This is a genomic window from Actinoalloteichus hymeniacidonis, assembly GCF_014203365.1.
GTDB lineage: Bacteria > Actinomycetota > Actinomycetes > Mycobacteriales > Pseudonocardiaceae > Actinoalloteichus_A > Actinoalloteichus_A hymeniacidonis.
On record NZ_JACHIS010000001.1, the window covers coordinates 4,881,663 to 4,907,440 of the forward strand.

Sequence of the window (25,778 nt, forward strand, 5' to 3'; positions counted from 1 at the left end):
GTGCGTCGGCGTTCGCCCGTACTCGACCTTCCACGCCGCAACCGCCCATCTGTTGCACAGCACGAAGTGTGTCGCTCAATACGCAACAAAATCCTCGCCCGGCCGGGCACTGTCAATAGGCCGTTTCGGCGTTGGATCGGGGGCGGTCGCGGCCTCGGATCACGTGTAGGCGCCCCACCTGGATCGTTGTCGCCGGGCCGGGGCGGCTACTCCGATCTCGGTCGCCGAGGACGTGGTCCGGAGGCGTCGAGCCGTTCGGAATGTCGGACGCGGGGCGCGGCTAGTCGCCGAGATAGCCGAGGCGGCCGGACAGTTCCTCGGCGGCGGCGATGAGTTGCGGCGCCACCTGGCGGATTCGGCGCCGCGACAGCCGATAGGACGGGCCGGAGGCGCTGATCGCGGCGAGCACCACACCATCGGCTCCCCGGACCGGGGCCGCCAACGCGTTGAGCCCGAGCTCCAATTCCTCGAAACAGGCCGTGTACCCGTCCCGGAGCACCTGGTCGAGTTCGGTGCGCAGGTCGGCGATGTCGGTGACGGTGCGCGGCGTGTAGCTCTCCAACTCCTCGCGCAGCAGCTCCTCGCGTTGTCGGTCCGGAAGGTGCGCGAGCAGGACCTTCCCACTGGAGGTCGCGTGCAGCGGGGTGCGTTGGCCGACCCAGTTGTGGGTGGTCACCGACGCTGCGCCGCGTACCTGGCTGATGTTGATGGCCACCCCGCTGTCCGGGACCGCGACGTTGACCGTCTCGCCGAGTTGTTCCGCCAAGGACTGGCAGACCGTCTGGCCGAGCTGGGCGAGGTCCATCCGGCCGGTGGCCGCGCCTGCCAACCGGACGATGCCGAAGCCGATCACATACTTGCCGCGTTGGCCGAGTTGTTCGACGAGGCCGCGTTGTTCCAGCACGGTGAGCAGCCGCGAGGCCGTGGACTTGTGGACGCCGAGTTCTCCGGCGATCTCGGTGATCCCGGATTCCCCGTTCTTGGCGAGTAATTCGAGCACGCTGATGGCCCGGTCCACCGATTGCACCACGTTGCCACCGGTCCTGGCCGATTCCCTGCCCCGTCCGATCACCGTCGCGTCATCGCCCATGGCGCAACGGTAGCCGCCCGGACCGGCCTGTTCGGACAACCCGAGCGGCCTATTGACCAGTTCGATAGCGGACCGCACAGTGTTGCGTACTGCACACCATGTCTCGCCATGCGCAACTGGAGCCGTTATGAGCGCCCTGATCCCCGTCTGCTCACTGGCCGAGATCCCGCCAGGGGAATCGGTCCGAGTCCTGGCCCCGCACCCCGTCGCGATCTTCAATGTCGACGGCGACCTCTACGCCATCGACGACACCTGCACCCATCAGGACGCCTCGCTGTCCGACGGTTGGGTGGAGGGCTGCCTGGTCGAGTGTCCACTGCACGCGGCCATGTTCGACCTACGCACCGGGATTCCGACCGGCCTGCCCGCACGGCGACCGGTCCGGACCTGGGCGGTCGTACTCGTCGACGACGTCGTCCATCTGGACGCCGCCCGAGTCGGCGCCGAGGTGCGGGAGCACGCCGCATGAGGACGGTGACCGTGGTCGGCGCGGGCCTGGCGGGTTGGCACGCGGTGCGGGAACTACGGGACCAGGGTTTCACCGGCACGGTGGTGGTCGTCGGCGCCGAGGCGGCCACGCCCTACGATCGCCCGCCGCTGTCGAAGGGTTTCCTACGCGGCGACCTGGGCCGGTCGGATCTGGCGCTGGCGACCGACGAGGAACTCGCCGCCACGAACGCACACTGGTTGACGGGCACGGCAGCCGTGCGACTGGACCCCGCCACCAAGACCGTCGAGCTGGCCGACGGCAGGTTGATCGCCACCGACGGCGTGGTCCTCGCGACCGGCGCCCGGGCCAGGAATCTGCAGGCACTGTCCGACATCGACGGCGTGTACACGCTGCGTACCGTCGCCGACGCCGAGGCGCTGCGCGCGGCGCTGACCGGTAGAACGCCCAGGACGGTGATCGTCGGGGCGGGTTTCATCGGAGCCGAGGTCGCCGCAGGCTGCCATGCCCTGGGCATTCCGGTCACGGTGGTGGAGGCCATGCCGGTCCCGATGGGCGGCCTGCTCGGTCCGACCGTGGGCGCCGCCTGCCAAGGCCTGCATACCGATCACGGCGTGCCGGTGCACTGTGGATTCCTGGTCGCCGAGGTTCGAACGCATCCGGGGACCCGGCGGGTGAGCGCGGTGGTGGCCGGGGACGGTCGTCTGCTACCCGCCGACGTGCTGGTGGTCGGCGTCGGCGCTCGCCCCGAGACCGAATGGCTCGCGGGCTCCGGCCTGGAGTTGGTCGACGGCGTCGGCTGTGATGCCTTCGGGGCTACGGCGCTGCCCGGTGTGGTCGCGCTGGGCGATGTGGCGAACTATGCCGATCCGGCGGGCGGAAGCAGGCGACACGAGCATTGGGCTGCGGCCGTGGAACAGGCTCCCGCCGCGGTGCGGTCCCTGCTGACGGGCCGGACCGCCGCGCAGCAGGCACCGCCCGTCCACGGCGTCCCCGATGCGTTGCACCGGCCCAATCGGGTGCCCTATTTCTGGTCCGACCAGTACTCGACCCGGATCCAGGTCGCGGGCCATCCGAGGCCGACCGACGAGGTCGAGATACTCGAGGGTTCGCTGGCCGACCGCGATTTCGCGGCCGCCTACCGGCGAGACGGCCTGCTCACCGGGGTGGTCGCGATGAATCGGGGCAAACGATTCACCCGGCTGCGACGCGAACTGTCGATGGGAGCGGCGCCGCTGGCCACCGGCTAGTCCAGGGCCCACCAGGTGCGGGCCGCCGCATTCAGCGTGGGTGCGCTGGGCGGCGACAGCCTGCGGAGGTACCACGGCAGGGTTCCGGAGCAGTGCAACAACGCGTAGGCCAGGAATCGGCGGGAGGTCTCGGCCGTCAACTCTGCGGCCGGATAACCGTAGGACCTGAGCAGGGTTCGCAGGGCGGCGCCGTCGCCTGCGGTCACGAACATGCCCACCGAGGCGAAGTCGTACTCGGGGGCGCCCCGCATCGCGGGTTCGAAGTCGAACAGACCCGATAACTCCCACCCCTGCTCGCCGGGGGACACCAGCAGATGCTCGCCCATCACCTCGCAGTGCAACAGCGCGGAGCCCGCGGCGGCGCCGAGATCGACCGCGTCGAGGAAGTCCGGGATCTGGTCGAGCCAGCGCGCGGCAAGGCCGGATTCACGCTGGCGATCCAGGCAGTTCGCCCGCTGGTCCTCGATGAACTCGGTCCAGTCGGCGGGGCCCAGTTCGACCAGCGGGGTACTGACGGCATGCAGCTCGGCCAGTGCCGTGCCGAGCCGCTCGGCGATCGCCTGCCGGTTGTCCGGGGGCAGTTTCCGCCACACCCTGGCAAGGCTCACGCCGGTCAGCCGGGTCATCAGCAGATAGGTCCAGCCCTCGAACTCGCCCACTCGATCCGGAACCGGGGTGGGAATCGACAGTCGGCCGTCGATCGCCTCGAGTACGGAGCTCTCGATCCCCGCCTCCTCGGCGTAGACGCCGGGGTACAGCTTGAGTACCCGGTCGTCTCCCACCGCGTAGACAGGCAGCGAACCGTCGTCGAAGCGGTCCAGCTCCTCGTCGGCGAGTCCGAGTCGCGCACAGAGCTCGGTGACGCCGGGGAGCAGCAGCTCATCGTCGTCGGCGATCCTGTCGTACTCGTCCTCGGTCTCGGCTGAAGGGAGTAGCGATCCCGGCGACATGCCGCGAACCGTAATCCATCGCGGGCCCGTTCCCACCGGAATAGTGAGAAGTGACCACTTCGATGTGTGGGAAGACCAGCGGCCGTCGAGGGGTTGATATCGAGAGTGAGCTCGAAACCGGGTGTCGCCGAGGTCGACGTAGTGGTGATCGGCGCAGGTCAGGCGGGCCTGTCCACCGGCTACCACCTGCGGCGGAGCGGCCATCGCCCGGAGACGGGGTACGTGATGCTGGACGGCCCGCGCAACCCCGGTGGCGCCTGGCAGTTCCGCTGGCCGACGCTGCGGATGGCCACCGTGCACGGCGTGCACGATCTGCCGGGATTCCCCCTCGGGCCGGTCGACGACGCCGAGCCTGCGGCGAAGGTCGTCCCCGAGTACTTCGCCGCCTACGAGAAGCGCTTCGAACTCCCGGTCCACCGGCCGGTGTCGGTGCGGGCGGTGCGGCCGCAGGACGCGGATCCGGTGGGTCGGCTGCGGGTGGAGACCGATCGGGGTGTGTGGTCGGCCAGGGCCGTCATCAACGCGACCGGTACCTGGACCCAGCCGTTCTGGCCGAGTGTGCCGGGACAGGCGGTGTTCCGGGGACGCCAGTTGCACACCGCCGACTACCGGGGCCCCGAGGAGTTCGCGGGTCAACGGGTGGTGATCGTGGGCGGTGGGACGTCGGCGCTGCAGCTCCTCGGGGAGATCTCGACGGTGGCCGAGACGACCTGGGTGACCCGTCGGCCGCCGCACTTCCGGGAGGGCGAGTTCACCCAGGAGCACGGTAGGGCGGCGGTCGAGCGGGTGGATCGCGCGGTGCGGGCGGGCAGACCGCCGTCGAGCGTGGTGAGTGTGACCGGGCTGTGGCTGACCCCTCGGCTCCGGGAGATGCAGGCCGAGGGACTGTTGGAACGGCTGCCGATGTTCGACCGGTTGACCGAGACGGGGCCGAGTTGGGACGACGGCAGGCGGGTACCGGCCGACGTGATCCTCTACGCCACCGGTTTCCGGGCGGCGCTGGACCATCTGCGTCCGCTGCGGTTGCGGGGCCGGGGTGGCGGCATCGCGGTGGAGAACACCAGGGTCACGAGCGAACCGAGGGTGCATCTGGTGGGTTACGGCCCCTCGGCCTCCACGGTGGGGGCCAATCGGGCTGGCCGGTTCGCGGTTCGCGATGTCAATCGATTCCTGGCGCGACACCCGCGTTAGCGCGGCGGACGATCGTTTCGACGCGACGCACCGGGCGATGCGGCGGCGGGGACGAACCGGCGCGAAATTCCGGCCATCGGTTCGCCACGCTCAGGCAGCGGCCGACATCGGCCATCCCTCGTCCGCAGTTGCCGACTGATCGGTGGATCGACTACCGCTGAATGGCGGAACATCATCGGCATATCAACCGGGAGAATCGCGAATTCCGACCGCATTCGAGCTGCTATTCATGCTCGTAATACAACCGGTTGCTTATCATCCGCCGACGCGACACGCCTCTTTCCCAACCCTGTTGGTAATTCACCGAATTTGACAGTATCGGCGGCGGCGGTATCCACACCCGTGCACCAACCCGGCCGGGGATCATGCGATCCCGGATCGGCCCGAGAAGGAGGGAACGGATGTCTGAGCGCACCAGCCGCGCAGGATTCGGCCGACTCACGATGCTGATCCTGGGCTCCTTACTTGTCACCTCGCTTCTCGTGTGGATCGTCCTGGAGCGGTTCCCCACCCTCTTCGGCAGCATGGACTGCTCGGAGGCCACCACGCTCAACGTCGTCGCCGCGCCCTCGGTGGCCCCGTTACTCGACGAGGTGGCCGACGAGCCGAGAGCGGACGAGAACGGCGACTGCTATCGGGTCCGGGTTCAATCGGTGGCCTCCGCCGACGCCGTGGAGATGCTGGCCGACCCCCGACAGGCCGACGAGGTGGCCGCGTGGCTGCCGGAATCGAGCATGTGGCTGCACCGGGCCAGGGCCAACGGCGCCACCGAGGTACCGGAGTCCGGTGAATCGATCGCCTCCTCGCCCATAGTGCTGGCTCAACCGCCCGACGCCGCGAGCGAGCAGGGCGACGATCCGCGGTGGTCCGGGCTGCTCGGCCCCGATGCCGGTGAGACCGCGATCTGGACCAGCGATCCCTCGCGCAGCATCACGGCGACCTCGATGTTGTGGGGGGTACGCCGCCTCAGCGCCGAGGCCGCGGATCCCACCGCAGCCGCCACCGGCCGCTTCCGGACGCTCTCCCAGGAGGTGTCCGAGGACGAGGAACAGCTGTACCAGCGGATCGCGGAGACGTCCGAGGGCGACCGGCCTGCCGCCTTCCCCACCAGCGAACAACGCCTACTGCGCTATCAGCAGGATTCGCCTGCCGTCGAGCTGTCCGCCGCGTATCCCGAGGTCGACGCGCCGTCGCTGGACTTCCCCTTCGTCCCCCTGCTGAGCGCTACCCAGAGCGAATGGATGGCGGCCGCAGGTCTGCGCTCGGTACTCCAGGCACCGGAGACCGTCCGGTTGCTGGGCGATCATCGGCTCCGCACTCCCGGCGGCGAACTCGCAGGGGAGCATCCCGCTCCCGAATCGGTGCCGCCGGTGGCACTGCCGGACACCGATGATCTCGACGAGACCCTGGGCATGTGGGCCGGGGTCTCGCGCAGTGGCCGCATCCTGGCCGCGCTCGACGTGTCCGGTTCGATGGGCGACGAGGTGCCCGGCACCGGACGCACCCGGATGGAACTGGCGATCGGCGCGACCGAGCAGGGCATCGGGATGCTGCTGCCCACCACCCGACTCGGAGTCTGGACCTTCTCGACCAGGCTGGAGGGCGATCGGGACTATCGGGAAGTGCTTCCGGTCGGTCCCGTCAGCGAGCACACCGAGGGCACCGGCCTGGAGGCGCTGCGCTCGATCACCGCGCAGCCCGGCGGCGGCACGGGTCTCTACGACACCACCCTCGCCGCGTACGAGGCGGCCAGGCAGGGTTGGGAACCCGGCCGGACCAACACCGTCGTGGTGTTCACCGATGGCCGTGACGAGGATTCGACGAGCATCGGACTGGATCGACTTCTCACCGAGCTATCGCAGGCGCAGGACCGGCGGCACCGTTGCCGATCGTCCTGATCGGCGTCGGCCCCGACATCGATCAACAGGCCCTACAGCAGATCGCGGATGTCACCGGCGGCCGGGTGTTCACCGCCGACGATCCCGCCGACATGGGCGAGATCTTCCTCGGAGCCCTGGGCAGTCAGCTGTGCCAACCGCCGATGTGCGAGCCGGGCTGATCTCCGACGAGGTCGGCGGGGAGAACCGGGCGCGCTGCGCCGAGTGCGCAGGTCAAGCACCTGCGATCAGCGCGACCCGCCCGTCTCGCGCCGCCGCGCGGACCTCGCCGATTAGCCGGTCGCTCTTTCGAGTAGAAAAATGCCATCCGCCGGAATTCGCTCCGAATCGTCGTTATAGTCCGGCCGTCAATCAGCCGAGACCGTGAGGTTTCTTCATGACTATTCCCGCTGTTCCGGCGGATGTATTGTGGTTCCGTCGCTTCCGGCCGATCGCCGCGCCTCGGGTCCGACTTCTGTGTTTCGCCCATGCCGGCGGTGCCGCCAGCGCATTCCGGAGTTGGCCCGCCGGGCTTTCCGCCGACGTCGAGTTGCTCGCCGTGCGCTATCCGGGCCGACAAGACCGCCTCGGCGAACCCGGTGCGCGACAGATGGCCGATCTCGTCGAACCGATAGTCGCCGCGATAGCGCCGTTTCATACCGAGCCGATTGCATTGTTCGGGCACAGCATGGGCGCGGCCGTCGCCTATGAAGTCGCGGTACGCCTCGAACAACTCGGCACCCGGCCGCTCATGCTTTTCGTCTCCGGCTACCCCGCGCCACTCCACCACGGTTCCCGGCTGACCGAGAATTCCGACGACGCCGCACTGCTCACCAACATCCGGCTACTGGGCGGACCGCAACTGGCGTCACTCGACCCCGCGCTACTAGAGCTGATGTTGCCCGCCCTACGCGCGGATCACGCGGTGATGGCGCGGTATCGCCCCACCCGAGGCAGACCGCTGTCCACACCGGTCGTGGCCTACGCGGCCGCCGATGATCCCTTCGCACCATTGGACCGCGTCGTGGACTGGTCGGAGGTGACCACGGCGATGTTCGCGCACCGGACCTTCCCCGGCGGCCACTTCTACCTGACGGAACAGGAAACGGAGCTGACGAGCGACCTCACCCGGCATCTCGCAGCCACCGGCCGGTTCGCTCGCCGCTGAGCGCAGGCGAGCCGAGGGTCGACCCGGTGCGCTCGGCCGGGTCGCCTAGGCCGAGCACCGTCGCCCGCCGTTCCAGCACGACCCGGCCACTATTCGCCGAGCGTTGCGACTCACCGCCCGGCACACCGCCGGAGGCCGCACCCGCGCGACGACCGCGCGCCCGCGTACTCGCAGTTCACGCCGCCGGAGCGCCTCAGGGGCAGGCCGTGACCGGTGCGTCGCCATCGGACCCGCTGCCGGCCACTGGCCGAGGATCACCCACTCCAGCTGCGGCGATCGCCGCCACGATCTCCCCGACCGTCGCCTGCTCGAAGACCAGCCGAGCGGGCAACGCGACCCGGAACCGGTTGCTGACGAAGTCCATCATGCGCACCGCGAGCAGCGAATCGCCGCCCAAGTCGAAGAAACCGTCGTCGACACCGATGGGATCGATACCCAACACCGACTGCCAGTAGGCCGCCACCACCTTCTCGTGTTCCGTCACCGGAGCCCGGAACGGCGTCGTCAGCCTCGGTCGCGATGACAGCGCGGTGGCAGGCACCCGCCCATCCCCGACCGGAGACCCGCCGACCGGGCCTCGGTCGCCACGGGCAGCATCATCCGGTCGTTCGATCGACGATCCGTCCCGGCGATCCGGCGCAGCAAGGGGCGCAGCCGCCGAATCGCCGGTCGGGACCTCGCCCGTCGCGCGGTGGACGACACGGTCTATCCAGTGTCGCCGCCGCTCGAACGGGTAGCCGGGGAGCGGAATCCGCCTGCCCGCCGGGAACACGGCGGGCCAATCGAGGTCGATACCCTCGTTCCACAGCCGACCCAACGCCGCGAACAGCACCGATGAGTCCGGCCGGTCCTCCTTTCGGCTGCGAACCGAACGCACGACGGTGGTGCCCCTGCCGAGCTGCTTCACCGCGAGCTGGCTCAGGCCGCTGCCCGGCCCCACCTCGATGAAGATCGGGTCGTCCTCGCCCGCCACCGTCACGAGTCCGTCGGCGAAGCGCACGGTCCCCCGCAGGTGCCGTAGCCAGAAATCCGGCTGTCTCGCCTGCTCGGCCGTGATCCAGTCGCCCGTCACGTTCGAGACGAACGGAATCGTCGGCGCCTGCAAACGGACTCGGCTCAGTGCGGCGGAGTAGTCGGCGAGCACCGGGTCCAACAACCAGGAATGGGCGGCCCCGACCACGTCCAAGCCCTGGTTGCTCACCGCGTTGGCATCCAGGACGGCCCGCAGCCGCTCGATGTCCTCGACCGGACCGGAGACCGAACAGGCCCGCGGGGCGTTCACCGCGGCGAGCGACAGCCGGTCGGTCAAATAGGGCGCCAGTTCCTCGGGGGTCAGGACGACGCTGAGCATCGCGCCGCCCGCCTGCCGGATCAGCCGCTCCCGCTCGACCATCAGCGGTAGGACCTCCGAGAGGCCGAGCACCCCGCTCAGGCAGGCCGCGGTGTACTCGCCGAGGGAATGCCCGAGCATCGCGTTCGGAGTGACGCCTGCGGCGATGAGCAACCGTGCCAAGGCGTACTGGGTGCTCAACAGCCCCGCGAGACCGGCAGGCCTGTTGCTCCGCTGCCCTCGGTACAACAGCCCTCGGAGGTCTTGGCCCAGCACCGGCCGCAGTATCTCCGCGCAGCGGTCCAGCTCCGCCCGGAACAACGGTTGGGTCTCGTACAACTCCCGTCCCATCCCGCCGTACTGGGCGCCGCCGCCACCGAACAACAGGACGACGGGACGGGGGCGGACTGCGGCGGTGTCGACGGGGACCGGTTCGCGCAACTGCGTCACCGCATCCGCGTGGTCACGGCACACGATCGTCCGGCGGTACGGCAGCGATCGGCGACCCGATCGGAGGGTGTGTCCGACGTCGGCGAGTCCCAGTTCGGGCCGCGCGGCGAGGTGCTCGGCGATCTCACCCGTCACGGTGGTCAGCTGGTCTCGGGTCCTGGCGGACACCGGCAGCACCGTCCAGGTCTCGGGTGCGGCGGCGGTCGCCCGGACTGGTGCCTGTTCGAGGATGACGTGGGCGTTGGTGCCCCCGATACCGAAGGAGCTGACGCCCGCGCGGCGCGGGCGATCCCCGGGGAAGGCGATGGCCTCGGTGTTGACGTAGAACGGGCCTGCGTCGAGTTCGAGTGCCGGATTGGGCGCCTCGAAGGTCGGGTGCGGTGGAATCCGGCCGCGCTCGATCACCAGGACGGCTTTGATCAACCCGGCGATCCCGGAGGCGGCGTCCAGATGCCCCAGGTTGGCCTTGATGGAGCCCAATGCGCAGAAGCCTCGGCGTCGGGTGTCGGCCCGGAAGACATCGGTCAGCGCGGACACCTCGATCGGGTCCCCGACCGGTGTTCCGGTGCCGTGTGCTTCCAGGTAGCCGATGTCGCTCGGATGCACCTCGGCGTTGGCCTGCGCGGCCAGGATCACCGCACGCTGGCCCGCCCGGCTCGGCGCGCTGAAACCGGACTTCGCCGCGCCGTCGTTGTTGATCGCCGATCCCCGGATGACCGCGCGGATGTGGTCGCCGTCGGCGAGGGCGTCGGCGAGCCTGCGCAGCACCACCACGCCCGCGCCGTCGCCGCCGATGAAACCCGAGGCGTTGCGGTCGAACGGTCGACATCGGCCGTCCGGCGAGTAGACGCCTCCATCGACATATCGATAGCCGAGCTTGTCGGGAATCAGACCCACGCCGCCCGCGAGAGCCAGGTCGCACTGGCTGGTCAGCAGGTCCTGACAGGCCAGGTGGACGGCCACCAGCGAGGTGGAGCACGCGGTCTGCACCGCGATGGCCGGTCCGGTGAGATTCAGCGCGTAGGACACCCGGCTGGCCAGTGCGTCCGGAAGGTTCGCGATCTTGGCGGCCATGGAGCCGATCGAGTACTCGCCGCCGAATCTTGGGTGGACGTGGGACAGGTAGTACTCGCTCTGGCTTGAACCCGCATAGACCCCGACCGGCCCACCCACACGGTCCGGGTCGTGTCCGGCGTCATCCAGGGCGTGCTGGCAGGTCTCCAGGAAGATCCGATGTTGCGGGTCCAACAGGGCGGCCTCGGTGGGAAGGAAACCGAAGTACTCCGCGTCGAAACAGTCGAGGTCGGGCATCGCGTTGGCCAGCCGAAGGTGCGCCGGGTCGGTCAACAGAGCCGGATCTCCGCCTGCCGCCAGGAATTCCGCGTCCTCGATGGGCCGTACCGCCTCGCGGCCGGCAAGCAGGTTCGCCCACAGTTCCTCGACGTCGCGTGCTTCGGGGAACCGCCCGGCCATCCCGACGATCGCGATGTCGAGCTCTCTGTCTGCGATCCGATCGTCAGCCATCGCGCGGTGCTCCCTTGTCGGTGCCGATCTTGTTTCTGGCGAGAAGCGTGGCCCGACGTCGAGCCGCCCGGTCCCTGGCCTCGCCGGTGCCGCGCTGCGATGCACCCGGTTGGGGTTCACCGCAGGCCAGTGCCGCGATCCCGGCCACCGTCGGATAGGAGTAGAGGTCGGCGAGGCCGATAGCGGTGCCGAAGGATTCGACGAGCATCGTGTGCAGCCGAGCCATCGACAGGGAATGTCCCCCGAGGTCGAAGAAGTTGTCGTGCGCGCCGATGACGGGGCGGCCCAACACCTCGCGCCACATCCGAGCGACCCGTTCCTGTACCGCGCCCTGCGGTGCGATGAACCGCGCCGAGCCGGATTCGGCGGGCAGCACCCGAAGAGTCAGTGCGCGCCGGTCGACCTTGCCCGCCGGGGTGCGCGGCAGTTCGGCCAGGACCTCGAATCCCGAGGGCACCAGTTGCCTCGGCAGGCTGCGCGCGCAGTGTTCCCGCAGCTCGACCACGGACGGGCTCGCGGCTTCGACCGACCGGACGAAGGCATGCAGGCGAGGATCGTCCGGTTGATCGGTACGCAGTACCACTGCGGCGGCGGCCACCGTCGGGTGCTCGACGAGCACCGCCTCGATCTCACCGAGCTCGACGCGGATGCCCCGGATCTTCACCTGCGCATCGGCCCGGCCGACGAGTTGCAGGCGGCCATCGACGTCGGAGAAACCGAGGTCGCCGGTGCGGTACATCCGGCCGCCGCCGATGGCCGCCGGGGCGGGTGGGAAACGTTGCGCGGTCAAGGCGGGCTCGTTCAGATATCCCCTGGCCAGTCCGGGACCCGCCAGATAGATCTCGCCGACGGTTCCGATCGGCACCGGACGCAGTGCCGCGTCCAGAACCAGCACCCGCGTCCCGGCGACCGCCCGCCCCACGGTCGGCGGCCCGGCAGGCAGCAGCGGTTCGCTCATCGTGGCGCAGACGGTGGCCTCGGTCGGCCCGTAGGCGTTGATCATCGTGCGTCCGACGGCCCACTGCCGCACCAGCTCCGGCGGGCAGGCCTCGCCGCCGACGACCAGGCAGCGAACCCCGGCCAGGGCGTCCGGCGTCAACACCGCCACGGCCGAGGGCGGCAGCAACAGGTGCGAGATGCGTTGCTCGGCCAACAGCCGGGTCAGGGCGGGCCCCGGTTGCAGGCGCTGGGCGTCGGCGATCACCAGCGTCGCGCCCGTGGTCAGCGCCTGCAGCAGTTCCCAGACCACCGCGTCGAAGCCGGGCGCGGCGAACCGCAGCACCCGGTCGCGCGCCGTCATCGCGCAGCGGTCGCGCAGGGTCGTCGCGAAGGCCGCCAGACCACGGTGTTCGACGATGACGCCCTTCGGGCGGCCGGTGGAGCCGGAGGTGTAGATCAGGTAGGCGGCGTTGTGCGGCGCGGCCCTGTTCCGCAGACCGGGAGCCGCCGAGTCGCCGCCCGCAGCGGAGAGGACCGATCGGACCGCGGCCGAATCCTGGTCGAGCAGCGTCCAACTCCGCTCGACATCCTCGCGGCGGGCCAGCCGACCGGCCTCGTCGGTGATCAGCACGGTGGGCCGGGCGTCGGCGAGCATCGCCCGGATCCGCGCGGCGGGCAGTTCGGGGTCGATCGGGAGGAAGGCACCGCCTGCTGCGGCGACGGCGAGCATGGCGACGATGGCGGCGGGCGTGCGCGGCAGTGCGATGGCCACCACCCGTTCCGGGCCGACCCCGCGCGCGACCAGCAGCCTGGCCAGTCGGCTCACCCTGGCGGCCAGTTCGGCGTAGGTCCAACACCGGCCCTCGCAGTCGATGGCCACCTCGGCCGGGGTGCGCGAGACCTGGTCGTCGAACAGCTGCGACAGGGTTCGCTCCGGCACGCTTGCGACGGGCTCGACGCCGAGAGCGAACACCTCGGCGGGCCGAGTCCTGCCGATCTCGGCGATCGGCCGATCGGGTCCACAGTCGACGAAAGCCCGCAGATAGTGCGCCAAGCGCTCACCGAAGGCCGTCAGGACGGGCAGTGCGCACCGGCTCTGGTCCACGACCAGGTCGAGGTCGATGCCGCCGCCGGGGCCGTCGTGCACATCCACGTTCAGCCCGGCGACCCGGCCTGCCGCCAACTGGTGGATCCGTGCGGCACGGCCCGCGAACCGCAGTTCCCGATCGACGCGGTTGATGTTGACCGTCGTGCTGAAGAGCGGTGCCTGGGCCGCCGGATCACGCAGCGCACGCAGTCCGCGCTGGGTGATCCGTTGATGCAGGACCACCTCCCTGGTCTCGACGGCCACCCGGTGGGCCAGGCAGGCCAGGGTGCGCCAGGGCGGCACCGATATCCGCAGCGGCAGGACGTCCGAGGTCATCCCCGGGACGCTCAGCGCCCGGCCACCGGACCGGCCCTTGACCACCAGGCCGAGCGTCACCTCCTGCGGTCCGGTCGCCGGTGTCAGGAAACCGGCCAGGGCCGAGAGCAGCAGGACGCTCCACCCGACCTTGGCGGCCCTGGCGGCCGCCGAGAGCCGAGCGACATCGCCCGGTGTCAGGCGCAACCGCCAGCGGATCGCCCCGGATTCGGCGTCGGTCCCGGGGTTCGGTTCCCGCTCGACCCGGCCGCCCAGTTCCGCAGGCAGATCCGCGACGGCGGCCGATTCCGCCGCCGCGTCGAGTCGACCCCGCCAGAACTCGCGGTCACGCTGAGCCGCAGCCGAATCGCGATAGGCCTCGGTCTGCTCGATCAGCACGGCGAGCGGACCGAACGGCGTCGCAGGCGGCGTCGTCTCCGCCAGCGCAGCCGAGTACAGCGTGGCGACCCGCCGGAGGAACAGAGCACCGCTGTGGCCGTCGAATCGCAGGTGGTGGACGTTCTGATACCAGAGGATCCGGTCCTGCGGCAGCAGGAAGATCGCGAAGCCGAACAAGGGATCGGCCCCGATCTCGCGCGGCGCGGCCAGATCGGCGTTCATCCAGCCGAACGCGAGTCCGTCCGGGTCGGCCTCGGCCCGAAGGTCGTGAATTCGCAGCCACTCGCCGACGGCGTCATCGATTGATCGGGCGTCCTCGACGATCTGGGCGGGACGGCCGCCATCCTCGACCAATCGCGCCCGGAGACACTCGGTCTCCCACACCGCCGTCCGCAGGGCTCGGACGAACTCCGGCAGCCGCACCGGCCCGGGGATCTCCAGGCAACCGCCCGTGTTGAACGTCGGATCGGCGGGCCGGAGTCGTTGTGCCACCCAGACCTCGGTCTGTGCCGGGGTGAGTGGCAGAGCCACCGCCTCGGTGGACGCGACCAGCGAACCGATCGACGGCGCTGCGCAGGGAATCGGCACCGGTCTACCCGGTGGTGCGCCCGCGAGCGGCGAGGCGCCGTGGGGCTCGATCACGAGCTCGGCCGAGGTCCGGAACCGAACACCAGTGCCGACCCCGCCTGGTGGAAGGCCGGCGACGGCCCGACCGGGATCTCGTCCACCGGGAACAGCGCGGGATTGAACGCCTCGTGCACGAACAGGGCGGGCTGTTCGTCGACCAGGATCAGGTACTCCCGGAACGCACAGCGCCCCTTGGCCGGGCCCGGCCACCGGGTGCGGCCCCGGGCGGTGTGTTCCCGGCGTTGCTGCACGGCCAATTCAGCCAACCCGGTACCGATCGGGGTCTCGCTGCTGGTCAACGCCGCCGTCACCGCAGGTGGCAAGCCCAGCGGCGCGACGGTGCAGTTCAACGAGAGCAACCGCTGCTGGGCGTCGAACAACGCGGAACGACGCAGGATCACCTCGTGCCGTGCGAGATCCGGGTAGATCGCGGTCGAGACGCCCTCGGGAACCACGGCACGGTCGACCATCTGCTGTTGCAACAACCGCAGGGAGATCGGTGCTCCCGAGAGTTCGATGAGCAACGCGGTGGTCGAACCGCGATAGTCGAGGATTCTCCTGGTCGTCGAGGCGCCGAAGGCTTCGAACGGGCCGTCGGCGAGATCGTCGATCAGGCCCTCCGTTAAGAAGGGACCTCCGGTCAGGTCGCTACCCGCTGCTGCGGACACGATGGCACTCCCTACTGATCGCGAATGGAGACGAGGTCCTCGCCGTTCGAGCGCACGAGGAGGGCACGGGCCGGATCGGTGGTGCGGAGCTGCGCCAGGGCGGCACAGAGTCCGACGAGTCCTCGGAGATGCCCCAGCGGGTCGTCCGCGCCGGTGGCGGCGACCGAGTCGACGTGTGCTGCGGCCTGGGATGTCGAGAGGGACTCCGGTCGGCCGGGGTCTCCGGTTGGTCGCCGAAGCAGCAAGGCGGCGGCGAGATCGTCCTGCGGCAACGGCTCGGTCGGGTTCTCCTCGGCCCAACCGCGATGGATCGCGCTGGTCCTCGGGGTCGGCGCCAGTTCCGCGCCGATCAACAACACCTGGTCGATGGATTCCTCGTCCAGCAGGACATCGACGGCCGTGAGCGCCTCGACGGTGAAGTCCCGCCGTAGGGACAGACAGCTGATCGGACCGCCGATGCCGTGTTCGATGCCGATCATGCCGACGCAGGAGCTGAGCACCGATTCGTAGAAGAACAACGGGTTGTGCGGGAGTCCGTCGAACTGACGGCGGGTGTGTTGGTCGGCCGTCATCGCGTCGCCGAACATCGTGGCGAGCACGATCGCGGTCCGATGGCCGCCGTATCGATGTCGGGCGCCTTGCTTCCAGGCCGCTCGGGCGGCGGCCACCACCAGCGGGGTGAATCGCGACATCGCGAAGCCGGGAACCGGTGGCAGGGCCCGCTCCGCAGCACCGGGCAGTCCCTCGGCGGCCTCGCCCCAGGGCAGCAGACATTCCGCCGCCAACACCTCCAGCTCACCGGCCGGAGTCGCCGGTTCCATCGCGTCGTCGCGCCTCGGCGCCTCGGCTTCCCGGCCCATCAGGCTCGACCCGCCAGGATCGCGGCGTTGAGTCCGCCGACGGCCGAGTTCAGGGTCAGCACTCGACGGAGTTCCACCCGACGCGGCCTGCCGGGCACGTAGTCGAGATCGCAGGCCGGATCACGATCGCCGTAGCCCACGGTCGGGGGCACGAGCCCCTCGCGTAAGGCGAGCAGCGAGACGACCAGTTCCACCGCGCCGGTGGCCTCCAGCAGATGCCCGGTGCTGCCCTTGGTGGAACTCACCGCCAGTCGGCGCGCATCGGGGCCGAACACTCGATGCAGCGCGGCGGTCTCGGCGACGTCGTTGGACAGGGTCGCGGTGCCATGCGCATTGACGTAGTCGACGGCGGCAGGCTCCTCGCCCGCACTGCGCAACGCGGCGGAGATGGCGTTGGCCACCCCGATACCGGCCGGGTCGGGGCGCACGAGATGGTGCGCGTCCGCGGACATCCCCCAGCCCAGGATCCGCCCCAACACCGGGACGCCCCGCCGCCGGGCCGAGCCTGCCGACTCCAGCACGAGCATGGCGGCGCCGTCGCCGAGTAACAGCCCGGAACGCCCCGAGGAGAACGGGCGCATTCCGTTCTGCCTGGTCAGGGCGCGCGCGGCGTCGAAGTTCCTGAACGCGTGCGGGCCGACCAACGAGGCTCCGCCACAGAGCGCGAGGCGGGCACGTCCGCTGCGGATCAGTGCGGCGCCGTGCACGATCGCGTTGGTCGATGCGACACAGGCGTTGACGAACGCCCTCGCGGGACCTCTCAGCCGCAGCGTCTCGGCCAGGCTCTCGGCCAGATACGCCGGGACACAGTCGGCGAACGCGTCGGAGGCCTGCGCGTCGGGTCCGACCGACGCAGGCTGGGTCGTAGCGGGCTGTGCGGTGGAGGGCTGGTCCGTGGTGGCGGGCTGGGCCTGCCGCCTGGCCTGCTCCCAGAACGCGACGTGCGCCGCGTCGTCGCCTGCGGTGCCGATCGATAACGCAACGTCCTGGGCGCCGTCGAGTCCCGCCTCGCCCATGGCCTGCCGGGCGCAGTCGAGTAACACCGCGCGTTGAGCGGGCGTCCCGGCCGACCATTGCGGGTCCACGTCCCGAATCCCCTCGGCCGGGTAGGTGGCGGCGTACCGCGATCGGAAGCCGGCGACGTCGAATCGTCGTACCGAGCTGAACGCCTGCCTGCCCTCGAACACGTTGGCCAACAGCGCTTCGGTGCCGTAGCCGAAGGCGGTGAAGACACCCATCCCCGTCACCACGACATCGGAGTCGGCTGCCTCGTCGCCGGCTAATCCGGCGGCGGCTCTGTCAGCAGCCACTCTGGACCCCCGACCCCGCCCTGATCTCCGAGGCCCGCCTGCCCGCCCGCAGGAGATAGTCGTGCAGGCTGGCGATGGAGGTGAGCTCGGTCAGTTCCTCGTCACGCGGATCGACCCACACACCATGGCGTTCCTCCAGGACGTACAGGAACCACACCAGTGCGAAGGAGTCGATCACCAGTTCGTCGGCCTGTTCCTCGGTCTCCTCGCCGACGCCCGGCACCCCCGCCTCCGCGAGCAGGGACCGCAGCACGGTCATGCTGATCACGTGGCCACCCCGGATCCCAGTTCGACCGCCGTGCGCTTGTCCACCACGAGTCGAACGAGATCGCCCAAGCTGACCGTCGAGTCCTGATAGACCTCCTCATCGGCCAGCTCGATACCGAACCGGCCCTCGGCCTGTACGACCAGCTCCACGAGGAACAGCGACTCCAGGTCCAGCGGTGTCTCGTCGGAGTGGTCGTCGTCGATCTCCAGGTGCAGCACATCGCGCAGCACTCCCACCAGGAAGTCGCGCACCTCTGTCTTCACTCGGTTCTCCTTGTAGATCAGTCGATGGCTCGGGGGCGGGCGGCGTGCAGCAGATCGCGGTCTCGGATGAGCTTCCCGGCGGCGGTACGCGGCAACGACGGCCCGAGGTGCATGCGCTTGGGCACCTTGACGTGGCTCAGCCGCTCCCGGCACCACGCCAGCAGGTCGGCGGCGCTGAGGACCCCGGAGATTCCGACATGGGCCTCGATGACCTCGTGGTAGGTGACCACGGCATCGATGACCTGCTCGTGTTCGTGGAGTACCGCCTCGATCTCGGCGAGATCCACCTTGAGCCCGCCGATGGCGATCACCGAGTCGGTCCGGCCCAGGATGCGCAAGGCGCCCGTCGCGGGATCCGGATCGGCGCGATCGAAGGTCCGCAGCCAGCCGTCGATGACCCGTTGGGTGCCGTCGGAGCGCAGATACGGCGTCTCGGCGATGGCGACGTACAGCTCCCCGTCGGTACAGCGGGTGGTGATCCCCGGCAGTGGCCTGCCGACCCGGTGCGGTCCGAACCGCCCGGTCAGATCCGCCGCCACCACACCGAGCTCGGTCATCCCGTAGATCTGGCCGAGGCGGATGCCCAGCCTGCGGTTCACCAACTCGAAGATGCCCTGGTCCAGCACCTCGCCCGCGCAGACCGCACCGCGCAACGCGGGCAGCGGCGGCGGGTCGAACACGGAGGCCAACAACTCGAAGTGCGTCGGAACCCCGAGGATCACCGCGACCTCGTGCTCGGCGGCCAGATCCAACAGCTCCCGGGGCCGGACGCTGGAGGTCAGCACGACCGTCGCCTTGGCCCGCAGGGAATGCATCACGCCGACGATCAGCCCGAAGGAATGCAGCATGGAACCGAGCAGCAGGATCCGCTCCCCCGCCTTCGGCGCTCCCTCCAGAGCAGCGATCCGCTCGAGTTCGATCTGCAGCGATCCAGCCGTCCGTCCGATGATCTTCGGGCGGCCGGTGGAACCGGAGCTGCTCTGCACCAGGCAATGGGCGGTCTCGGCCGTCGCGCCCACACCGGTCGGCCGCACCTGGACCTCGCGAACCGGCCGGAACACCGCCCGGATCTCGCCTGCGGTGTCGGAATGCAACTCGAACTGCGGCTCATAGCGGCGAAACAGCCGTTCGACCTCCGCGGGTTTGGCGCGCGAGTCGACCAGCAATACCTGGACCCCGCAGCGCCAGAGTCCGAAGAGGACATAGAACAGCGTCGCGCTCGGTCCGATCCGCAGCGCGACGGTGCAGCCGGGGCCGATCCCATCGCGCTGGAACAGGTCGGCGAATTCCTCGACCCTGGCGATCAATTCACCCCGGGTCACCATTCCGGTGCTGTGCACCCAGATCACGTCGTCAGCGGAGCCGTCGATCAGTTCGGCGACCCAGGTGGACAATGCCTCCCAACCCGCCCGTCTGCCGTCTGTCGTCACTATCATCCGATCTCGCCACCACCGACCCCATCGGATCGAGTCGGTATCGTCTTATTTCTCGGGCCAGGACACCACTAACGCTGGTGACAGAATCACCAGCCGAACAGGATGAGCCAACAACACCCGCCGCCGTCGCACCGGCAGTCGGAATTTATTCTCACAATTCTTGAAACACCGGGGACCGATTATGCGATGGCGACGAAACCCGTCTACCCGGAACCAGCGAGCTTGACAGTAATCAATTCCCGGCCGAAACCGAGAGTCGAACCGATTTCGCAGATCGCGCGGGCGAAGCTCGCACCACGAATTCCAGCAGACTGAACTCCCCGATAACCGCCTGCGACCCCAAGGCGAGCCCGGCGTCCTCGGCTAGGCGCGCGAATTGCGCCGCACTCCGCTCCAGACTCCCGATGAGCAGCAACATGCGCAGGTCCATCGCGGCCAACGCCTCGTCGACGGGCTGCCCGGGCCGACCCGTACATCGCACCCGTTCGATCACCAGCACCCGGCCACCCTCGCCCGCCGCCTCGACACAGCGTCGGAGGATCGCGCTCGCCTCCGCATCCGGCCAATCGTGGAGCACCTGGGCGAGGACGTACACCTCTCCACCGATGGGCAGCCGCTCGAAGAAGCTCCCCGCCACCACCTCACAGCGGTCGAGCACACCCGCCGCAGCCAGTCGCCGCCGGGCGGCCAGCGTCGTGGCGGGCAGGTCGACGAGCACCCCGCGCATCGCGGGATGCGCCGTCAACAACAGGCCGAGCAGGGTTCCATCGCCGCCACCGACATCGACGACCTTGGACACCCTCGACCAGCCGTATCGTTCGACGAGCTCCGGTCCCCACCGGCCCGCCAGTTCGACGAGGTATGCGCCGAAGGACTCGGCCAGCCCGCTGCTCGATTCGAAATCACGCCAGACCGAGCACCCGAAGGTCTTCGGATAGGCCGCCTCACCGGTCCGGATGGATTCCAGCAATCCGGAATAGGACGCCTCCAGCCGGTTCCCGGCACCGTCGAGATCCAACCATTTACGAGCCGATTCGGACATCATCTCTCGCGAGATGTCGGTCAGCGCGTACTCCCCGGTGGTCGATTCGACGAGAACACCCCGACACGCCAACAGGCGCAGCAGTCGACCCAACGCCACCGTGTCGGCGGAGACTCGGTCCGCCAGTTCATCGACGCGGGTAAGCCCCTCGTCGATGAGCTCGGGCAGCCGAAGCGTGACAGCCACCCGAATCGCCCATGGTGTGAGCAGATCGGCCAGATCCGACAGTGTGTGCGGCCGATCGTGTTCCAAATCGATCACACGCAAGACTGTAACAGCGGCCACTAGGCCAAATGGCCGAATTACCTGAAGGTGTCGTAAATATCTGCCCCGCCGTGGCCATTGCACGCTGGGTGAGGATTCAAGTTCCGAATTTGATTCAAAGAGACAGACGGCTTAGCCGGCAACACCCTTGGAAAAATTCACTCGGTGTGGGTAATTAACAAATACGCACCGCGACGAGACGTCCGCGAGGCGACCCGCCGTTCCGCGATCGAACGGGCCCCGGTCGGCCCGCGCGATCGGGTTACCCGGCGGGGCTGGACGTCGCCTGCGCGGAACGGAGTACTCCGCCCCGCGCAGACCGTGCGTCGTGGGCCGTGGCTGGTTCAGCTGGTCGAGTTGATCCGCGCTGCGCCGAGCACGAGATCGCCTGCATCGGCATCCGGGCGGTAGAGCACGGCCACCTGCCCCGGTGCCACCCCTCTGACGCCCTCCCGCAGCCGCAGCCGCAGGACGTCGCCGTCCAGATCGACCGATGCGGGGGCGGTGCCCCCGTGCGCCCGGATCTGCACGACGCAGTCATCGGGTCCACTCGTCGGGCGGCCGCCGGGCCACACCGGCGCGTCGGTGGTGATCTCGTGGACCTCCAGCCGCTCGGCGGCGCCGACCCGTACCTCGCGGGTGACCGGCTCGACCGACAGCACGTACCTGGCGCGGCCGTCGGCCGCCGGGGTGCGCAGTCCGAGTCCCTTGCGCTGGCCCACGGTGAAACCGTGCACGCCACCGTGCGTGCCCAGCACCTCGCCGGTCTCGTCGTCGACCAACGCACCGTCGGTGGTGCCGAGCCGGGAATCGAGGAACCGTCGGGTGTCGCCGTCCGGGATGAAGCAGATGTCGTGGCTGTCGGGCTTCTTCGCGACGGTCAGACCCCGGCGCTCGGCCTCCGCCCGGATCTCCGGCTTACCGGTGTCGCCGACCGGGAACATCGCGTGCCGTAGCTGATCGGCGGTCAAGGAGGCCAGCACGTAGGACTGGTCCTTGTCCGCGTCCACCGCCCGCCGCAGCTCGACTCGACCGTCGTCCAAGACCTCGAGCCGGGCGTAGTGCCCGGTGCACACCGCGTCGAAGCCGAGCCCGAGTGCCTTCTCCAACAGCGCCTCGAACTTGATCCGCTCGTTGCAGCGCATACAGGGGTTCGGGGTACGGCCCGCCGCGTACTCGGCGACGAAGTCCTCGATGACGTCCTCGGTGAACCGCTCGGCGAAGTCCCACACATAGAACGGGATGCCCAACAGGTCGGCCGCTCGGCGCGCGTCGTGGGCGTCCTCGACGGTGCAGCAGCCCCGCGAACCGGTCCGCAACGTGCCCGGCTTCGCCGACAGGGCCAGGTGCACGCCCACGACGTCATGGCCTGCCTCGACGGCCCGTGCCGCCGCCACCGCCGAATCGACGCCGCCGCTCATCGCCGCGAGAACCCGCATCGCTCATACCTCCGCCGACACGGTACGTGTCGAATCCGTCGTGTCCATCGAGTTTCGGGGGCCCGCCGTCGCCCCGGAGCTCTTTCGCGCCCCGGTCTCGGTCGGCCGCCCGGAGAGGTCAGCGTTCGCGGGGCCGCCGGTGTTCCCGCTCGGGTCCGATCTGCCGTCGTCTGTGGATGCGGTCCGACGCCGGGTGACGCCCGCCGCCCTGGCCCGTTCGACGACCGAGCCGATGACCGCACCGAGTTCTCGCACGTCCTCGGGGGTGGAGTCGTGCCCGAGCGAGAACCGCAGGGAGCCGCGCGCCGCCGACCGGTCGGCGCCCATCGCGATCAGCACGTGGCTGGCCTCGGCGACCCCCGCCGTACAGGCCGAACCGGTCGAGCATTCGATGCCCTTGGCGTCCAGCAGCATGAGCAGCGCATCGCCCTCGCAGCCGGGGAAGGTGAAGTGCGCGATGCCCGGCAGTGCGGGTTGCTCGGATCCGGTCCGAAGCCGCTCGCCCGCCGCGCCGTTGACCACGGCGTCGGGCACCTGCGCCAAGACCTGGGCGATCAGCTCGTCGCGGAGCCCTTCGACACGTCGGGCCGTCGGCGCCCGTTGCCCGACGGATTCCTCGACGGCGGCGCTGAGGGCGGCGACCGCGGGCGCGTCCAGCGTCCCGGAGCGCACGTCGCGTTCCTGACCACCGCCGTGCAACAGCGGGACACAGGCGACGTCTCTGCGCAGCAGCAGCGCGCCGACCCCGATGGGCCCGCCGACCTTGTGACCGGCCAGGCTCAACGCGCTGATCCCGCTGGCGCCGAAGTCGACCGGCAGCATGCCGACGGCCTGCACCGCGTCCGAGTGCAGCGGGATGTCGTGTTCCGAGGCGACCGCGACCAGGGCGTCCATCGGGTTGATCGTGCCGACCTCGTTGTTCGCCCACATCACGGTGACGAGCGCGACGGTCTCCGGTGCGGCCTCGATCGCGGCCCGCAGCGTCTCGGGCGCCACGCGGCCCGTGCTGTCGACGGCCAGCCAATCGAGTTCGGCGCCCTCGTGATCCGCCAGCCATTGCACCGCGTCGAGCACCGCATGATGCTCGGTCGGCGCGACCAGGATTCGGCGTCGGCGCTGGTCGGCGTCTCGCCGCGCCCAGTAGATGCCCTTGATCGCCAGGTTGTCGCTCTCGGTGCCGCCTGCGGTGAAGATGATCTCGGACGGTCGCGCGCCCAGGGCGGTGGCGAGTCGTTCTCGACACTCCTCGACACGGCGCCGGGCTCGGCGCCCGGAGGCGTGCAACGAGGAGGCGTTGCCTACGACGGTCAACGCCTCGGTCATCGCGAGGACGGCGGCTGGCCGCATGGGTGTGGTGGCCGCGTGGTCGAGGTAAGCCATGGTCACACCAGCCTAACCGCGTGCGGGTGGGGCATCGCAGGCACCGGCAGGCGGGGGCCGTCGCCGATCGACTCCCTCGCTCGATGCCGGAATACCAGAACGCGGCGCCCGCCGATGTCGAAGGCGGGCGCCGCGTGGTGTGGACCCGGAGTCGCCGGAGCCTTGCCGCACGAGTTCGTGCCGCGTCAGCTCTTGCGTCGGGTGATCTCCTCGGTCAGCTGCGGAGCCACCGAGAAGAGGTCGCCGACCACACCGAAGTCCGCGATCTCGAAGATCGGCGCCTCGGCGTCCTTGTTGATCGCCACGATCGTCTTCGAGGTCTGCATCCCGGCCCGGTGCTGGATGGCACCGGAGATGCCCAGCGCGATGTAGAGCTGCGGGGACACCGACTTACCGGTCTGACCGACCTGGAACTGACCCGGGTAGTAACCGGAGTCGACGGCCGCTCGGGAGGCGCCGACGGCGGCTCCCAGCACGTCGGCGAGCTGCTCGACCACGCTGAAGCTCTCGGCGCTGCCGACTCCTCGACCACCGGAGACCACGACCGACGCGTCGGTCAGCTCGGGACGGTCGCCGCCCACGATCGGCTCGCGACCGGTGATCCGGGTGACCGTGGCGCCCTGGGGTTCGGGAAGTTCGACCGTCTCCTCGGCGCCCGCACCCGCAGTGGCCTCGGCCTCCAGGGCACCCGGCCGGACGCTGTACACCGGGACGCCGGTGGTGACCTTGGACTTCACCACGTAGGCACCGCCGAACACGGCCTGCGTGGCGACACCCTCGGCGTCCACGTCGTCGACCTCGACCAGTACGCCGGAGCCGATGCGCGCCGCGACTCGACCGGCGATCTCCTTGCCGGTGATCGTCGCGCCGACCAGCACGCCCGCAGGTGCGACGCGCTCGACGAGCAGCCCCAACGCATCCACCTCGGGGGTGATGAGCAGTTCGGTGGCGGACGCCGACTCGGCGGCGTAGACCTTGGCCGCGCCGTAGCCAGCCAACGCCTCCTTCGCCTTGGCCGCGACGCCGGGGGCGCCGACAACCACTGCGACGGGCTCACCCAGCCTGCGAGCCAGGGTCAGCAGCTCGAAGGTGTTCTTCTTGACCTCGCCGTCGGCGTGGTCGACGAGGACCAGGACCTCGGACATGACTTAGCCTTCCTCTCGTCGTCAGCCGTCAGATGAGCTTCTGGCCGACCAGGTACTCGGCGATCTGCGCGCCGCCCTGGCCTTGGTCGTCGACTCGCTCGCCCGCGCCGCGCGGCGGCTTGGGGGCGGATTCGACGACGGTGCTCCAGGAGCCACCCAGGCCGACCTCGGCCGCGTCGATGCCCAGATCGGCCAACGTCACCGTGTCCGTCTGCTTCTTCTTGGCGGCCATGATCCCCTTGAAGGAGGGGTACCGGGGGTCGTTGATCTTCTCGCCGACGCTGACCACTGCGGGCAGCTGGGCCTCGAGGTGCGTGATGCCCTCGTCGGTCTCCCGCTCCACCCGGACGGTCTGGCCGTCGATCTCGACCTTGCGGGCGTGGGTGAGCTGGGGAAGGCCCAGCAGCTCGGCCAGGACCGCGGGAATGGCGCCGCCACGACCGTCGGTGGCCTCGTTGCCCGTGACGACCAGGTCGACGCCCTCGACGGTGCCGATGGCCTTGGCCAGCACCTTCGCGGTCTGGATCAGGTCGGTTCCGTGCAGGGCCGGGTCGGAGACATGCACGGCTCTGTGCGCGCCCATCGCCAGTCCCTTGCGGAGTGCCTCGGTGGCGCGGTCGGGTCCCATGGACAGGACGACGACCTCACCCCCGTGCGCCTCCTGGATACGGAGCGCCTCCTCCACGGCACGCTCGTTGATCTCGTCGATCACCGCGTCCGCCGAGTCACGGTCCAGCGTGTGGTCGGCGTCGTTGAGCTTGCGCTCGGAGTAGGTGTCGGGCACCTGCTTTACCAGCACGACAATGTTCATGGGTCCTCGTCGACCTCCTGCGGAATCGGGGTTCTCCCGGCGGATCATCGGCCATGACCCTGCCAGGTCCATGCCCCTGCGGCACGGTGGTGTCAGCCACAACCGACACTATGTTACTTGCGAGTAGTTTTACTGCGGCCCACTGTCTCACGGCCCACGGCGTGACTGTCGTCACCCAACCTCACGGGCCTCGCGACGACGTGGAGCGGGCTTATTCGACGAGTAGCAGGATCTCGCACGCCTCGGC

21 protein-coding genes are annotated in these 25,778 nt (G+C 69.6%); 6 read left to right on the plus strand and 15 right to left on the minus strand.

Annotated elements, in window-relative coordinates:
- Positions 1-280: 280 nt before the first annotated feature.
- On the minus strand, positions 281-1,090 hold the full coding sequence (locus BKA25_RS20455; RefSeq protein WP_084643577.1) for an IclR family transcriptional regulator: 810 nt from the start codon (positions 1,088-1,090) through the stop codon (positions 281-283).
- 136 nt (positions 1,091-1,226) lie between these two features.
- Here BKA25_RS20455 and BKA25_RS20460 point away from each other — a divergent pair, with 136 nt between their 5' ends.
- On the plus strand, positions 1,227-1,559 hold the full coding sequence (locus tag BKA25_RS20460) for a bifunctional 3-phenylpropionate/cinnamic acid dioxygenase ferredoxin subunit (protein WP_069853356.1): 333 nt from the start codon (positions 1,227-1,229) through the stop codon (positions 1,557-1,559).
- Complete coding sequence (locus tag BKA25_RS20465; protein ID WP_069847433.1) at positions 1,556-2,788, plus strand: NAD(P)/FAD-dependent oxidoreductase; 1,233 nt, start codon at positions 1,556-1,558, stop codon at positions 2,786-2,788. The genes BKA25_RS20460 and BKA25_RS20465 overlap by 4 nt, the downstream gene beginning before the upstream one ends.
- Here the strand turns inward: BKA25_RS20465 and BKA25_RS20470 are convergent.
- Positions 2,785-3,738: a phosphotransferase family protein gene (locus BKA25_RS20470; protein WP_069847432.1), complete on the minus strand. Its 954-nt coding sequence runs from the start codon at positions 3,736-3,738 to the stop codon at positions 2,785-2,787. The genes BKA25_RS20465 and BKA25_RS20470 overlap by 4 nt on opposite strands.
- A 105-nt stretch (positions 3,739-3,843) precedes the next feature.
- Between BKA25_RS20470 and BKA25_RS20475 the strand changes: the two genes are divergently transcribed.
- The 4 genes from BKA25_RS20475 (at position 3,844) to BKA25_RS20490 (ending at position 7,974) form a co-directional block, all read left to right on the plus strand.
- Complete coding sequence (locus BKA25_RS20475) at positions 3,844-4,929, plus strand: NAD(P)-binding domain-containing protein (RefSeq protein WP_069847430.1); 1,086 nt, start codon at positions 3,844-3,846, stop codon at positions 4,927-4,929.
- A 401-nt stretch (positions 4,930-5,330) separates the two neighbouring features.
- Complete coding sequence (locus BKA25_RS20480; RefSeq protein ID WP_069847428.1) at positions 5,331-6,827, plus strand: substrate-binding domain-containing protein; 1,497 nt, start codon at positions 5,331-5,333, stop codon at positions 6,825-6,827.
- Complete coding sequence (locus tag BKA25_RS20485) at positions 6,812-6,988, plus strand: hypothetical protein (RefSeq protein WP_157420982.1); 177 nt, start codon at positions 6,812-6,814, stop codon at positions 6,986-6,988. The genes BKA25_RS20480 and BKA25_RS20485 overlap by 16 nt, the downstream gene beginning before the upstream one ends.
- Positions 6,989-7,203: 215 nt before the next feature.
- Positions 7,204-7,974 (plus strand): thioesterase II family protein, encoded by a 771-nt coding sequence (locus BKA25_RS20490; RefSeq protein ID WP_069847426.1) that lies wholly within the window; start codon positions 7,204-7,206, stop codon positions 7,972-7,974.
- Positions 7,975-8,167: 193 nt separating this feature from the next.
- Here the strand turns inward: BKA25_RS20490 and BKA25_RS20495 are convergent, their stop codons facing one another.
- The 13 genes from BKA25_RS20495 to BKA25_RS20555 form a co-directional block, all read right to left on the minus strand.
- On the minus strand, positions 8,168-11,278 hold the full coding sequence (locus tag BKA25_RS20495) for a type I polyketide synthase (protein WP_069847424.1): 3,111 nt from the start codon (positions 11,276-11,278) through the stop codon (positions 8,168-8,170).
- Positions 11,271-14,660, minus strand: a complete 3,390-nt coding sequence (locus tag BKA25_RS20500; protein ID WP_069847422.1) for a non-ribosomal peptide synthetase — start codon at positions 14,658-14,660, stop codon at positions 11,271-11,273. Before BKA25_RS20500 ends, BKA25_RS20495 begins: the two co-directional genes overlap by 8 nt.
- The gene (locus tag BKA25_RS20505; protein WP_069847420.1) at positions 14,657-15,313 is read right to left on the minus strand and encodes a hypothetical protein; all 657 of its coding nucleotides are present in this window, start codon (positions 15,311-15,313) and stop codon (positions 14,657-14,659) included. Before BKA25_RS20505 ends, BKA25_RS20500 begins: the two co-directional genes overlap by 4 nt.
- An 11-nt stretch (positions 15,314-15,324) precedes the next feature.
- The gene (locus tag BKA25_RS20510; protein ID WP_069847419.1) at positions 15,325-16,173 is read right to left on the minus strand and encodes a beta-ketoacyl-[acyl-carrier-protein] synthase family protein; all 849 of its coding nucleotides are present in this window, start codon (positions 16,171-16,173) and stop codon (positions 15,325-15,327) included.
- Positions 16,173-17,483 carry a beta-ketoacyl-[acyl-carrier-protein] synthase family protein gene (locus BKA25_RS28485; RefSeq protein WP_236750519.1) on the minus strand — a complete coding sequence of 437 codons (1,311 nt, stop codon included), beginning with the start codon at positions 17,481-17,483 and terminating at the stop codon, positions 16,173-16,175. The genes BKA25_RS20510 and BKA25_RS28485 overlap by 1 nt, the downstream gene beginning before the upstream one ends.
- On the minus strand, positions 17,473-17,751 hold the full coding sequence (locus BKA25_RS20520; protein ID WP_084642648.1) for a hypothetical protein: 279 nt from the start codon (positions 17,749-17,751) through the stop codon (positions 17,473-17,475). The genes BKA25_RS28485 and BKA25_RS20520 overlap by 11 nt, the downstream gene beginning before the upstream one ends.
- Positions 17,748-18,014 carry an acyl carrier protein gene (locus BKA25_RS20525; RefSeq protein ID WP_069847417.1) on the minus strand — a complete coding sequence of 89 codons (267 nt, stop codon included), beginning with the start codon at positions 18,012-18,014 and terminating at the stop codon, positions 17,748-17,750. Before BKA25_RS20525 ends, BKA25_RS20520 begins: the two co-directional genes overlap by 4 nt.
- A gap of 17 nt (positions 18,015-18,031) precedes the next feature.
- Positions 18,032-19,450: a class I adenylate-forming enzyme family protein gene (locus BKA25_RS20530; RefSeq protein WP_084642647.1), complete on the minus strand. Its 1,419-nt coding sequence runs from the start codon at positions 19,448-19,450 to the stop codon at positions 18,032-18,034.
- A 232-nt stretch (positions 19,451-19,682) separates the two neighbouring features.
- Positions 19,683-20,753: a methyltransferase gene (locus BKA25_RS20535; RefSeq protein ID WP_216637802.1), complete on the minus strand. Its 1,071-nt coding sequence runs from the start codon at positions 20,751-20,753 to the stop codon at positions 19,683-19,685.
- Between the two features lie 347 nt (positions 20,754-21,100).
- Positions 21,101-22,195: a tRNA 2-thiouridine(34) synthase MnmA gene (mnmA, locus tag BKA25_RS20540; protein WP_069847415.1), complete on the minus strand. Its 1,095-nt coding sequence runs from the start codon at positions 22,193-22,195 to the stop codon at positions 21,101-21,103.
- A gap of 3 nt (positions 22,196-22,198) precedes the next feature.
- The gene (locus BKA25_RS20545) at positions 22,199-23,575 is read right to left on the minus strand and encodes a cysteine desulfurase family protein (RefSeq protein WP_084643575.1); all 1,377 of its coding nucleotides are present in this window, start codon (positions 23,573-23,575) and stop codon (positions 22,199-22,201) included.
- A gap of 185 nt (positions 23,576-23,760) precedes the next feature.
- Entirely contained in the window at positions 23,761-24,720 is a 960-nt protein-coding gene (locus BKA25_RS20550) for an electron transfer flavoprotein subunit alpha/FixB family protein (RefSeq protein WP_069847413.1), read from the minus strand.
- 28 nt (positions 24,721-24,748) lie between these two features.
- A complete protein-coding gene (locus BKA25_RS20555) occupies positions 24,749-25,531 on the minus strand; it encodes an electron transfer flavoprotein subunit beta/FixA family protein (protein ID WP_069847411.1) in 783 nt (260 codons plus the stop codon).
- Between the last annotated feature and the right edge of the window lie 247 nt (positions 25,532-25,778).